This is a genomic window from Fulvimarina thalattae (assembly GCF_040239565.1).
GTDB lineage: Bacteria > Pseudomonadota > Alphaproteobacteria > Rhizobiales > Rhizobiaceae > Fulvimarina.
Genome location: NZ_JBEHWS010000009.1, coordinates 107,630 through 119,632 on the forward strand (window position 1 = coordinate 107,630; position 12,003 = coordinate 119,632).

A 12,003-nucleotide genomic window follows, 5' to 3' on the forward strand; every position below is an offset into this window, starting at 1 on the left:
GCCTCAGACGAGTGCCAGCGTCCAGGCGACGATTTCTGAGGACACCTGATCGAAGGCGCGGTCGAGAGCGGAGACGAAAGCGGAATTTCCGCTTCCCGCAACGGGTGCACGGCCGGTGAATATCTGCGTGCGGCGAACCGTACCGTTCCGATCGTTGAGCGCCTTCACCGAAATCTCGATCACCGCCTGACGGCCGTTGACGACGTCGATCTCGAAGCGGCGGATTTCGAGAATGATCTGGTAGTCGATCGCGAGGCCCTGCCCCGGCACGCCGACGGCACCGACCTGCCCCGTGTTCTCAAAAGCCTGAAGAAGCCGCAGCTGCACCATGCGCGGCAGACGATCGCTCCACTGGCTGTCAGCCAGATATTCTACCGAATAGGGCGTCGGCTTCACGACGATCCGGTCCGAATCGATCGTCTTGATGGCGGTCGGCTCAGGAATCAGCAGCTGGGCGCGGGTCGTCCCAGGCGCAGACCGCCCGAGCGGCGGAGCCGAAATCTCGAAGGTTTCGAGAGGTTGCGTGCACGCCCCGAGCCCGAGAAGCGTTATCGCCAGAACAATCAGTCGTGAAACGCGCATCATGCCGTTTCCCTCGAAACAACCAAGAACAAATGCCGGGATGGCTTAGGCCACGCGACCGCTAACACTGCGCGAGCCCCTGCTCCACGACAATGGCAGCGAGCCTGCGCATCTCCTGTCTTAAGGTACTCGCGGCCGGCTTTCACGCCCCGGCGCAAGAGCCATGCCACAGTGTTGCCGATCAGCGACGCCTACGGCCGTCATAGGTTCTCACGTCGGATTCGCCGCCAAAGATCACCTGACTCGGATCGCTGGCGATATCGTCGACGGCCCGGCCTATGCGGTCGACCGTCTGATTGAGCTGTCTTGTCAGCGCCTGAACCTCGCGCCGCGTCGAATCGGAGAGGTTCTGGATGTTCGCCGACAGCGGCCCGACCTGCCCCTGAACCGATTGCGCGGTGTTGCGGATCGCTCTCAGAGCCTCGGTCACTTCCACGCCGAGTGGCCGCCCGGCATCGCTGCCGTTCAGAAGGCGGTTCACCGAGGTGATCACCGTATCCAGCTGGCCGGAGGCCGCCGCTACCTGCCGGCTCGTGATATTGGCGTTTGTGAGGATCTCGTCGATCTCGTCCTGCCGCTCGTTGATGATGTCGCCCACGCGCCCGATGCTGTCGGCCGCCCGCGCGATATTGTTCGTCGCACTCGAGACATTGCTCACCGCATTGTTGACGAGCTGCGGCTCGACCTCGTTGAGGATGCTGTCGAGCTGCTGCCGGGTCTGGTCGAAGCCGTTGAGCGCCGTGGTCAGTGAGGCGACGGCGGTATCCACACCATCGATGATGGAATCGATTGTCTCCGATTTCGAACCGATCGTCTCAGCCAGATTGCCGATCTGGTCGATCGAATTGTTCAGCTGATCCGTATCGATCCGATCGACGAAGTTGCCCGCCTTGTCCACGGTCGCGGACAGTCGCCCGCTCGCATCGCGCAGGGACTCGGTGATCGGCTGGATATTCGCGAGCGCCGCGTCGATCTCCTCGCCGCGATTGGCGACCGTCGTCGAAATACGGTTGATGTTCTGGATGAGGTTCGACGCGCCGGAAATTGCCGTCGAGATCTGCTCGCGCTGCTGGGCGACCGTGTCCGACACCGCCGACAGATTCTGGGCCGTCGAGGACAGACTGTCGACCGTGTTCGAAATCTCCTCCGGATCGACAGAGGCGATGACCTGACGCGCCTGATTGGCGGTTGTCTCGATCGCGCCGCTGGCGTTCTGGACCGATTGCGAGATCGGATCGAGCCGCGAGAGCAGCGTGTCGATCTGATCGCGGCGGGCTGCGATCGTATCACTGACGGCGCTCACGTTCTGAAGCGTGTTCGAGGCGCCAGTGATGGCACTCTGGATCGCCTCGCGCTGGGCGGACACCGTCTCGCTGACGGCGGAGAGGTTCTGAGCCGTCGACGAGAGGCCATCGACGGTATCACTGATCTGTTGCGGATCGATGCCCGCCAGAAGCTGGTTCGCGCGCTCGCCGGTCTGGCTGAGATTGTCCGCCGCTGTCACAGCCGATGCGGTGATCGGGTCGATGCGGTCGAGTGCCGTTCCCAGCGCTTCGGACCGAGACGCAATGGTGGTCGTCACGCGGTTGACGTCCGCCGCTGCGTCCGAAGCCCGCGACAGGAACTCGGTGATCGTGTCGCGCGCATTCGAAATCGTGTCGGTGATCGCGGAGAGGTTGGATGCCGTCGACGAGAGGCCGTCGAGCGTATCCGTAACCTGGCCCGGATCGACCGAAGAGACGACCTCGCCAATCCGCGAGGCGGTATCGGTGAGCTGCGTCGAGAGCGTACCGATGCTGTCCGAGATCGGATCGAGGCGCGAGAGGAGCGTGTCGATCTGGTCGGTGCGGGCGGCAATCGTGCCAGTCACGGCATCGATATTCTGCATGGTGTTCGAAGCGCTGGTGATCGCCGATTCGATGGCTTCGCGCTGATTGCTGACCGTCTCGGAAACGGCGGCGAGATTGGTCGCGGTCGACGAAACGCCTGAGAGGGTATCCGAGACCTGCTGCGGATCGACAGCCGCGATGATCTCGTTCGCCGAACTCACCGTCGTGTCGAGCTGACGGGCGACGGAAGTTGCAGTCTCCGACAGCGGGCCGAGATTGCCGATGAAGGCATCGATGCCATCGGCATTGCGCTGGATCGTCTCGCCGATCTGGCTGACGCCGGCGGCTGCATTCTGGACCGCTTCCGTCACTGCATTGAGGTTCTCCGCGCCGTCACGGATCGAGACCGTCGTCGCACTGACATTGTCGACGATCGAGCTGATCTGAGCCGGATCCACGGCATTGAGGATCGCCTGCACGTTCTCGATCGCATCGGGAAGCCGCTGGGCCACCGTATTCGCGCTTTCGGCAAGGTCGCTCAGCCGAGCAATAAATTGATCGATGTCGTCGGTGTTATCGGCGAGAGAGTCGGTGAAAGCCGAAACATTGCCGGTGATGTCCGTGATATTACGGGCGCTTTCCTGAACCGACGGGCCGACCGTTCCGACAACCTCTTCGAACTGGGTCATGATATTGTTGGCACGCTCGGCGATGTCGCGGGCCGTTTGCAGGATGTCGGTGACCTCCGAAGGAGACGCGGTGATCACCGCTGTCGTGCCCTGCTCCGCCGCCTGATCAAGCAGGCTTTCCTGATCGATCTGACCACCGCGAAGCTCGATATAGCTGTAGCCGGTCAGCGGGTTGGCGACGAGGTTGGCATCCGTCGATTCGGAGATCGGCAGGCCCGGCTCGACCGTTGTGGAAGCGATCACCACCCGCGGGTTGTTGGGGTCGAGCTCCAGTCTCTGGACCGAACCGACCGGCAGGCCGTTGAACTGCACCTGACTGCCCTGCTGCAAGCCCGTCACGGAACCGGCGATGCGCACAAGAAGCGGAACGCGGGTCGTGCCCTGGGTGGCGAGAACCGACCAGTAGACGAAGCCAAACGCGAGAGCGAGCACGGTGATCGTGAAGATCCCGACGCGGACATAATTGGCTTTGGTTTCCATCAACCGGCTCCATTCGGCTTGGCTTGCGCCGGCGATGTGCCGTTGTGAACGACCGTACGGGCGCGCTTGCCGTGAAAGTAGGATTTCACCCAGGGGTGATCGTATTCGAGCATGGTCGAGAGCGGGCCTTCGACGAGCACCTTCCGCTCGCCAAGCACCGCGATGCGGTCGCAGGCCTGGAAGAGGCTGTCGAGGTCGTGCGTGACCATGTAGACACTGAGACCCAGCGTATCGCGCAGGGTCATGATGAGTTCGTCGAAATCGGCGGCGCCGATCGGATCGAGGCCGGAGGTGGGCTCGTCGAGGAAGACGATATCCGGATCGAGGGAGAGCGCTCTTGCAAGCGCCGCGCGCTTGATCATGCCGCCGGAGAGTTCGGACGGATATTTGTCGGCCGCGTCCTGCGCGAGCCCGACGAGATCGATCTTCAGGCGCGCAAGCTCGTCCATCAGCTTTGGGGAAAGCCGGAGATATTCGCGCATCGGCACCTGAATGTTTTCAAGCACCGTCAGCGAGGAGAAGAGCGCGCCGTGCTGGAAGAGGACGCCCCAGCGCCGCTCGACGGCGAGCCTGTCCCGATCGTTCGCATTCTCGTAGTCGACCCCGAAAACTTCGATCGTCCCGGCCTGCTTCTGATTGAGCCCTAGGATCGTACGCAGCAGCACCGACTTGCCGGTTCCAGAGGGGCCGACGAAGCCCATGATTTCGCCGCGCCTGACATCGAGATCGAGATCTTTGAGGATCGTCTTCGGGCCGAAGCTGACGGTCACGCCACGCGCCCGGATGATGACCTCGTTGCCCGACTTGTCCTCAGGCGAAGCGGTCGATGCGACAAGGTCGTTCTGCGGTGCGGTCCCTTCGGCGAGCATGGGCTTAGAGTCCGATCGAGGCGTAGAAGATTGCGAAAATTCCATCCATGACAATCACCAGAAAGATGGATTTGACCACTGCGGCGGTGACGCGCAGGCCCAGGCTCTCGGCACTGCCGCCGACCTTCATGCCCTCGCTGGCGGCCACCAGTCCGATCAGGATCGCCATGAAGGGCGCCTTGATGAGCCCGGAGAATATGGTGAAAAGATCGACCGACTGCTGAAGGCCCTGAACGAAGTTCAGAAACGAGATGTCGGAATAGATCCTGAGCGTGATCGCACCGCCCACCAGCGCGGCAAGATTGGCGATGACGGTGAGAAGCGGCAGAGCGATGGAAAGGGCGACGAGGCGCGGGAAGACGAGCACGCCGATCGGATTGAGGCCGATCACGTGGAGCGCGTCGACCTCCTCCCGCATCTTCATCGAGCCGATCTCGGCGCAGATCGCGCTTCCGGAGCGGCCTGCGATCATGATCGCGGCAAGCAGCACGCCGATCTCACGCAGGACGAGAATGCTGATCAGATTGACCGCATAGACCTCGCCGCCATAGCGGCGCAGCTGGAAAGCGCCCTGCTGGGCGATAATGCCGCCGACGAGGAAGGTGATGAGGACGATGATGGGAATCGCCTTCACGCCCATCTGATCGACCTGATTGAAGATTGCGGCGGGCCTGGTCTGCGTGCGGCCGGAGATACGGCTCCCGGCCCCGTACATGGCGCCGCCGATCAGATTGAGGCCGTTGACGATCTCGTCCTTGATACCGAAGACGAATGCGCCGACGGCGGCAACAGCATCGGTAAGAATGTTGGAGCGGCCCCGCTGGCGCACGGGGCGCTCGCGGTCCATGGCACGGCCGACGGCGGCGAAAAGCGCGGTGTTCCGCTCGGCCATACCTTCGAGTTCGACGCCCTGACGGTCTGCAGCAAGAGCGCGTTTCAGGCGCTCCAGCACAAACGCGCCAGCCGTATCGATCTGACCGACCTTGGACAGGTCCATGGAGACCTTCGAGCCGAGGTCGGCATGTGCCGTCTTCTCCAGATCGGCCTCGATTGATCCGACCGTACGCGAGAGCCAGTCGCCGGCTGCTTCAAGTACAAGCGTGCCGTCACGGCGCTCGCCGCGCAGGCTGGGCGCATTCGCGCCGGATGCTCGGTTGCCGGCAGTCTTTGAAGTCGTCGCTGTCGCCATACCCCTTCGTACGGACTGTCGGGCCCGCCTATCCCCTCTTCGCAATCCCGCCGACCGTAAGTCCCGTTCCGGCCCAACTAGCGGATTTACGCCGCAGATGCTGTACCAGCCTTTTCATTGTCCGGCACGGCTCGCGCATTCGATCATCTTACCTAGATGACAAATCGCGGCCTCATTGTTTACCGCCTGTTAAGGCAAAATCAGGGGCTCAGGCTTGCGATGGAGCGAATTCGAATGGGCAGTCGTCTTTCAGTCACAGTGGAGCGCTTTCCCCTGGCGAAAGAATTCAGGATCGCGCGCGGCGCTAAGAGCGAAGCGGTGGTCGTGGTCGCCGAGCTTGAACAGGACGGAAAGAAAGGGCGCGGCGAATGCGTGCCCTATGGCCGCTATGGCGAGACCATCGATAGCGTTTGCGCGACGATCAACTCTCTTTCGGATGAGATCGCGAATGGTCTCGATCGCCACGGCCTTCAGGAGAGACTGCCTGCGGGAGCGGCCCGCAATGCAGTTGATTGCGCGTTTTGGGATCTCGAAGCCAAGCTTTCAGGAACGCCGGTCTCCTCTCTTATCTGCAGTCAGTTCCCACGGCCGCTAGAGACCGCATTCACGATCAGCCTGGACCAGCCGGGCGTCATGGGTTCGGCGGCCCGCGCGGCAGACCGCCACATCCTGAAGGTCAAGATGGGCACCAAGAACGACGTCGAGCGCATCCGCGCTGTTCATGCCGCCGCTCGAGGGGCGCGGCTGATCCTCGATGCCAATGAGGGATGGGACGCTGAATGCCTGAACCCCCATTTGCTCGAGGCGACCCGCGGCGGCGCGGTTCTCATCGAACAGCCGCTTCCGGCAGGACAGGACGACATGCTGGCGACGATGCCCCACCCGGTGCCGATCTGTGCCGACGAGTCGGTTCATACGACCGCCGATCTGGAGGGCCTTTTAGGAAAATACGATTTCGTGAACATCAAGCTCGACAAGACCGGTGGGCTGACCGAAGCTTTGAAAATGATGGGCAGGGCGCGAGAACTCGGCTTCGGCGTGATGATCGGCTGCATGGTGGGAAGCTCCCTGGCCATGGCACCTGCTTCTCTTCTGGCTCAGGAAGCCGACGTGGTCGACCTCGACGGTCCGCTCCTCATCGCGAAAGACCGTGAGCACGGTATTCACTACACCCATTCCATGATGTCACCGCCGCCTCCCGAACTCTGGGGATGATCACAGCTTTAGGCTTGCATCTTCCAACCGGAGGGCGAACGGCCTATTTGCGCGATCAGGCTGCGGGTGCGCTGCCGTCAAAACTCAACATTCATCCGGTAGGTTGTTACACTCCGCCGCGAGTGAGTTTCTGGATCTGTCTTGTACGAAATCCTCAGTCTCATCAGCCAGTTCGGCCCGCTCATCGTGCTTGCGGGCACGTTCTTTGAGGGCGAAGTCTTCGCGATTATCGGAGGCTTTCTGGCCTATCGCGGGACCTATCCGTTCCAGCTCATGATCACGCTTGCCTTCGTTGGCTCGTTCTTCGGCGATCTGGCCGTCTTCCTGTTCGGCCGATACGCCTCGAACCATCGCTGGGTTCGTCCCTGGCGCGACCACGAACGGTTCTCGAAGGCGCTGCGTCTGGTCGAGCGTTATCAGGCGTATTTCGTGATCGTAAATCGATACATCTACGGCCTGCGGATGCCCGGACTTATCGCGCTTGGCATGTCCCGGATCGGCCTTGTCCGCTTCACGATCCTCAATTTCATCGGCGCGGGAATCTGGGCGAGCCTCTTTACGACACTGGGCTACGTCTTCGGCTACTCGATTCAGACGCTGTTTACTCAAATGGCGATTGTCGAGACCGGTGTCGCGATCTTTCTTGGCGTCGTCGCAACCTCGATCGCCATCTATTTCGGCTATCGGCAATGGGGTCCGATCGTCCGCGCACGGCTCGCACGCCGCCGTGAGAAGGCCCGCGCTCAAAACCAGTCAGTATCGGAAAACAAGAGCTGACCCTTCGGCGCTACTCACAGCGAGCGAGCGACCGGCGATCAATGAGAATTGCTCGAATACCGTACGGGATCATCCCGCTCGTTATCGAAGTCATTATCTGCCAGCGTTGTAACCGCGCTTAGATCATCTTCCTTCTGCAAAAGAGAGAAGATTCGCGGAGCGACACCCAAAAACCCGCCTTCCTCTGAAACGACATTCCATGTTCCGGTGCCTTCGCCGACGTCGAGCCCAGAGATTTCCGTGCCCTTCGAATTCAGTAGGTCTCGCGCAGCCTCGATATCGGCGGCGATCAGGTCGATACGCTGGATTTTGTCGCGTAGCTTACCCGCCAGCTCGTTCAGGATGAGTGACTGCTTGACAGCCGTGTCCTTGGGACAGGGATTTATTCTCGCAATCGAAACAAGGTCGCGGACGGTGCGTAGAGGAACGCCAAGGCTGGACAGCTCCTGGGCAGTCGCGAACCGACGCAGGTCGGCCTGACTGTACATGCGAGTACCCTTGGTCGTCTTCGTTGGCGCGAGGATGCCCTGCTCCTCATAGTAGAGGAGCGTGCGCGGTGTCGTACTGAATAATGCGGCGACCTCGCCGATCTTCCGCAATCCGTTTCTGCGTGCCCGTCTTGCGTCCATTTTCCTAACTAATTTCCATTGGATTGAACCCAATCAGTATTTCGCCATCGGACACACATCAAGTTTGACCCGACGTTTCGTGATCTGAGCAAGAACTTGAATGTGTTGCAATTTCGAAGCCTGAACGACGTGACGGCAGCCTGCCGCGGCGATAACCCGGTGCCTGTAGAGACCTCACCAACACTCGGACTCAAAGCTGAAATTGGCGGGTACAGTCCGATCATTTCTTTGTGAAACTACGCCGAGTTCGCGGCTGGGCTCGCCCAACCGAACGAATGAGCAAAGCCGGTCACAAATCAATGCGTTACGAGAAAGGATCGAATTGCGTGTGAACGCCGAGGAGGCTTCGACTTTTCGAAGCAACGCAACAGACATTCAGAAGGGTGATGGTACTCCCAACGGGACTCGAACCCGTGTTTCCGCCGTGAGAGGGCGGCGTCCTAGACCGCTAGACGATGGGAGCGTTCCGACGAGGCTCACATAGAAGGCGGTCGCGGCGGACGCAAGAGATTTCGCGCTTCAAACTTCGGATTTCTCGTGGGGCGGACGATCCGTCCGTCCCATCGCCGGGATCACAGCACCTGAGAGACTATTCGGATGCGGCCTCAGAACCCTGCTCTATCCGATATTCGGCTACGATTTCCCCTGTCGCAGCCGAAACAGTCAGAAGGCGGATGCCCCCGCCTTCGCGAACGGTCAGCAGGAGACGACCTTCGCCGATCGCGGTATCGACAATCTCTGCGCCGGCGGGAAGCATGATCGGGATGGGCCCGGCACTTCGATCCGGCACGGGCTCGGACGAGCCCATCGTCCGATAGATGATGACACCAAAGACGGTCATGACCGACAGGATAAGGAAGCCCATGGAAAAGACCAGCAGGCGAACCAGCTTTCGCCGCAGCCTTTCCGCCGCGGGATCGAGCGGCTTTTCGTCCTGATTTTCGTCGTTGATAGTCATTGATCGTCTTTGCCTGTCTCATTCGGCTACGCGATAAGCACAGCGAAACATCGCACTACAGGCGGGACGGTCATGGAGACAAGAGAGTTTAGGGTCGAAGCGGACGAAGCCGGGATGCGCATTGACGCATTTCTGGCAGGCCGGTGTGCCCCGGAATTGTCGCGCGGCCGCATCCAAGCGCTCATCGCCGCCGGGGACGTCGCGGTCGAGGCAATCAAGATTGAGGCACCCAAGCGCAGGGTCCAGGAAGGCGAGACGATCGCCTTGCGTGTTCCGGCACCCGTCGACCCGGAGCCGGAACCGGAGGATATCCCGCTCACCGTCGTGTTCGAGGATGCCGATCTCATTGTCGTCGACAAACCCACCGGGCTCGTCGTCCATCCAGGCCCCGGCAACTGGAGCGGGACACTAGTCAACGGTCTCCTTCATCATTGCGGCGACGAACTCTCCGGCATCAACGGTGTGAAGCGTCCCGGCATCGTCCACCGACTCGACAAGGATACGAGCGGTCTCCTGGTGGTGGCGAAATCCGATGCCGCCCATCGTGGCCTCGCCGAACAGTTCGCAGCACATGGCGCGGATGGGCGCATGGTCCGTTCCTACCGAGCGATCGTCTGGGGAGTCCCGGTGCCGGCAGTCGGCCGGATCGAGACCTTGCTGGGGCGCTCCTCCTCAGATCGGCTGAAACGCGCCGTCGTCACGGCATCGCAGCCCGACGCCCGCAGCGCCGTAACGGATTATCGGCTCATCGCCGATGCCGGCACGAAGGATGCGGATCGAGCGTCTCTTGTGGAGTGCCGGCTCGCGACCGGTCGCACTCATCAAATCCGCGTCCATATGGCCCATATCGGCCACCCGCTCGTCGGCGACGCCGTCTACGGCTCCGGTTTCATGAGCAAGGTCAATGCTCTGGAGCCCCACGCCCGCAGCGTCGTCGAAGCATTTCGGCGGCAGGCGCTTCATGCGGCAGAGCTCGGCTTCGTTCATCCTGTAACAGACGAGCCGAAGCACTTTACCAGCGATCTGCCGACCGATTTGCGGGAACTCGCAGCGACGCTCGGGATTTCCCTTGTCAAGACGTCAACAGTTTCAAATGGGTAGGCAGTGAACACCCGTCAACGCGATTTTCGTTGCTGACACGTGCATTCCTGCGTTTAAATACCCATATCAGAGCTAAATGGGTGCCGCGACGGGCCCATATGCGTCCGGCTCCGAGAGCGGACGGGAAAGGATGGAGGGACCTTTATGGCCCAGATGAATTTGCCAAGTATTGCCTCTGGAGAAGGCGGTCTCAACCGATATCTCGAAGAGATACGCCGGTTTCCGATGCTGCAGCCAGACGAAGAGTATATGCTCGCGAAACGATACGCGGAGCATGACGATCGCAACGCAGCTCACAAGCTCGTCACCAGCCATCTGCGCCTCGTGGCGAAGATTGCCATGGGCTATCGTGGCTACGGTCTGCCGATCGGCGAAGTCGTTTCGGAAGGCAATGTCGGTCTGATGCAGGCGGTCAAGCGTTTCGATCCGGAACGGGGCTTCCGCCTCGCGACCTATGCCATGTGGTGGATCAAGGCTTCGATTCAGGAATACATCCTGCGGTCATGGAGCCTTGTGAAGATGGGGACGACGGCCAATCAGAAGCGCCTGTTCTTCAATCTGCGCAAGATGAAGAGCCGTATTCAGGCGCTGGAAGACGGCGATCTCAATCCTGATCAGGTCAAGCAGATCGCGACCCAGCTCGGGGTCTCGGACGACGAAGTCATCTCGATGAACCGCCGCCTTTCCGGCGATGCCTCGCTGAACTCTCCGCTGCGCGCGACCGAAGGCGAGTCCGGCGAATGGCAGGACTGGCTGGTGGACGAGGGCGAATCCCAGGAAGACGTTCTCGCCCAGCAGGACGAACTCGATCAGCGCCGCGGCATGCTGCAGCGTGCAATGGGTATCCTCAACGATCGTGAGCGCCGCATCTTCGAGGCGCGGCGCCTGTCGGAAGATCCGATCACGCTCGAAGCGCTCTCCGGCGAGTTCGACATCAGCCGCGAACGTGTCCGCCAGATCGAAGTCCGCGCCTTCGAAAAGGTACAGAAGGCCGTGCAGGAGAATGTCGTCGCGGATCGGCAGGCACTTCGCCCCGTCGAAGGCGGCGCCACGGCCTAATCGGCGTTACGGATGGCTCTTGACTTGGGACAGTGCATGAGTAATGTCCCGCGCAAATCCGCCGGCGCCTCGCGTGTCGGCGGCATCGCGTTTGCGCCATGGTTATGTTCGATGCGCAGCTGACGTGATCTCCAGATGAAAACCCACCCTCACCGCAATCGGCTAGTCCCGAGCGGTTCTGGGGTATTGAAGAACAACGGAAGATACGATGGCCAAGGCGACCACGATCAAGATCAAGCTGCTCTCGACGGCCGACACCGGCTATTTCTACGTGACGCGCAAGAACAGCCGCACCATGACGGACAAGATTGTGCAGCGGAAATACGATCCGATCGCCCGCAAGCACGTCGACTTCCGCGAAGCGAAAATCAAGTAAGTCCGCTTTCCGTCGTCTCTTCGGACGGCCTGGATCAGGACATCGAACGCCGCTCCAATTGGGCGGCGTTTTTTTTGTGCTCTTGGTTCAAAGAGCTGGATAGAATAAATTTTGGAGAATAGCGGGAAAGTGGCCGGCCAGCCTGCTCAACGGCACGAGGACACCGTAATCGAGCTAGGCTGACCGACCGCCCCACGGGACCCAGGAGATGCGGCGGACCTGAGCATTCCATGGGGTGACTGAACGCTTG

Annotated in this window: 11 protein-coding genes and 1 tRNA gene; 5 read left to right on the forward strand and 7 right to left on the reverse strand. The window is 60.9% G+C overall.

Annotated features, from left to right (window positions below; translation table 11 throughout):
- Positions 1–3 precede the first annotated feature (3 nt).
- The 4 genes from ABRA89_RS13000 to ABRA89_RS13015 all read right to left on the reverse strand — a co-directional run bounded on the left by ABRA89_RS13000 (position 4) and on the right by ABRA89_RS13015 (position 5,638).
- Entirely contained in the window at positions 4–585 is a 582-nt protein-coding gene (locus tag ABRA89_RS13000; RefSeq protein ID WP_349941922.1) for an ABC-type transport auxiliary lipoprotein family protein, read from the reverse strand.
- 178 nt (positions 586–763) lie between these two features.
- Entirely contained in the window at positions 764–3,580 is a 2,817-nt protein-coding gene (locus ABRA89_RS13005; protein ID WP_349941923.1) for an MlaD family protein, read from the reverse strand.
- Positions 3,580–4,449 (reverse strand): ABC transporter ATP-binding protein, encoded by an 870-nt coding sequence (locus tag ABRA89_RS13010; RefSeq protein ID WP_349941924.1) that lies wholly within the window; start codon positions 4,447–4,449, stop codon positions 3,580–3,582. The genes ABRA89_RS13005 and ABRA89_RS13010 overlap by 1 nt, the downstream gene beginning before the upstream one ends.
- Positions 4,450–4,453: 4 nt before the next feature.
- The gene (locus ABRA89_RS13015; RefSeq protein WP_349941925.1) at positions 4,454–5,638 is read right to left on the reverse strand and encodes an ABC transporter permease; all 1,185 of its coding nucleotides are present in this window, start codon (positions 5,636–5,638) and stop codon (positions 4,454–4,456) included.
- Positions 5,639–5,872: 234 nt separating this feature from the next.
- Here ABRA89_RS13015 and dgcA point away from each other — a divergent pair, with 234 nt between their 5' ends.
- Positions 5,873–6,853, forward strand: a complete 981-nt coding sequence (gene dgcA / locus ABRA89_RS13020) for an N-acetyl-D-Glu racemase DgcA (protein WP_349941926.1) — start codon at positions 5,873–5,875, stop codon at positions 6,851–6,853.
- A gap of 141 nt (positions 6,854–6,994) precedes the next feature.
- Positions 6,995–7,630 carry a DedA family protein gene (locus tag ABRA89_RS13025; RefSeq protein WP_349941927.1) on the forward strand — a complete coding sequence of 212 codons (636 nt, stop codon included), beginning with the start codon at positions 6,995–6,997 and terminating at the stop codon, positions 7,628–7,630.
- 38 nt (positions 7,631–7,668) lie between these two features.
- On the opposite strand, the gene ABRA89_RS13030 is transcribed toward ABRA89_RS13025, so the two are convergent.
- The 3 genes from ABRA89_RS13030 to ABRA89_RS13040 form a co-directional block, all read right to left on the reverse strand.
- A complete protein-coding gene (locus ABRA89_RS13030) occupies positions 7,669–8,229 on the reverse strand; it encodes a MerR family transcriptional regulator (protein ID WP_349941928.1) in 561 nt (186 codons plus the stop codon).
- 417 nt (positions 8,230–8,646) lie between these two features.
- Positions 8,647–8,722 (reverse strand) — tRNA-Glu (locus ABRA89_RS13035).
- 126 nt (positions 8,723–8,848) lie between these two features.
- Positions 8,849–9,217, reverse strand: coding sequence for a hypothetical protein (locus ABRA89_RS13040; protein WP_349941929.1), 369 nt, complete (start codon positions 9,215–9,217; stop codon positions 8,849–8,851).
- Between the two features lie 72 nt (positions 9,218–9,289).
- Between ABRA89_RS13040 and ABRA89_RS13045 the strand changes: the two genes are divergently transcribed.
- The 3 genes from ABRA89_RS13045 (at position 9,290) to rpmG (ending at position 11,753) form a co-directional block, all read left to right on the forward strand.
- Entirely contained in the window at positions 9,290–10,318 is a 1,029-nt protein-coding gene (locus ABRA89_RS13045) for an RluA family pseudouridine synthase (RefSeq protein WP_349941930.1), read from the forward strand.
- Positions 10,319–10,462: 144 nt separating this feature from the next.
- Positions 10,463–11,377 (forward strand): RNA polymerase sigma factor RpoH, encoded by a 915-nt coding sequence (gene rpoH, locus ABRA89_RS13050; RefSeq protein WP_349941931.1) that lies wholly within the window; start codon positions 10,463–10,465, stop codon positions 11,375–11,377.
- 208 nt (positions 11,378–11,585) lie between these two features.
- Positions 11,586–11,753, forward strand: coding sequence for a 50S ribosomal protein L33 (gene rpmG, locus ABRA89_RS13055; protein ID WP_349941932.1), 168 nt, complete (start codon positions 11,586–11,588; stop codon positions 11,751–11,753).
- Positions 11,754–12,003: the final 250 nt, after the last annotated feature.

Excerpts from the sequence above, each read along its gene's own strand:
- ABRA89_RS13000 (WP_349941922.1), bottom strand. The coding sequence starts at position 585 with ATGATGCGCGTTTCACGACTGATTGTTCTGGCGATAACGCTTCTCGGG.
- ABRA89_RS13005 (WP_349941923.1), bottom strand. The coding sequence starts at position 3,580 with ATGGAAACCAAAGCCAATTATGTCCGCGTCGGGATCTTCACGATCACC.
- ABRA89_RS13010 (WP_349941924.1), bottom strand. The coding sequence starts at position 4,449 with ATGCTCGCCGAAGGGACCGCACCGCAGAACGACCTTGTCGCATCGACC.
- ABRA89_RS13015 (WP_349941925.1), bottom strand. The coding sequence starts at position 5,638 with ATGGCGACAGCGACGACTTCAAAGACTGCCGGCAACCGAGCATCCGGC.
- dgcA (WP_349941926.1), top strand. The coding sequence starts at position 5,873 with ATGGGCAGTCGTCTTTCAGTCACAGTGGAGCGCTTTCCCCTGGCGAAA.
- ABRA89_RS13040 (WP_349941929.1), bottom strand. The coding sequence starts at position 9,217 with ATGACTATCAACGACGAAAATCAGGACGAAAAGCCGCTCGATCCCGCG.
- ABRA89_RS13045 (WP_349941930.1), top strand. The coding sequence starts at position 9,290 with ATGGAGACAAGAGAGTTTAGGGTCGAAGCGGACGAAGCCGGGATGCGC.
- rpoH (WP_349941931.1), top strand. The coding sequence starts at position 10,463 with ATGGCCCAGATGAATTTGCCAAGTATTGCCTCTGGAGAAGGCGGTCTC.
- rpmG (WP_349941932.1), top strand. The coding sequence starts at position 11,586 with ATGGCCAAGGCGACCACGATCAAGATCAAGCTGCTCTCGACGGCCGAC.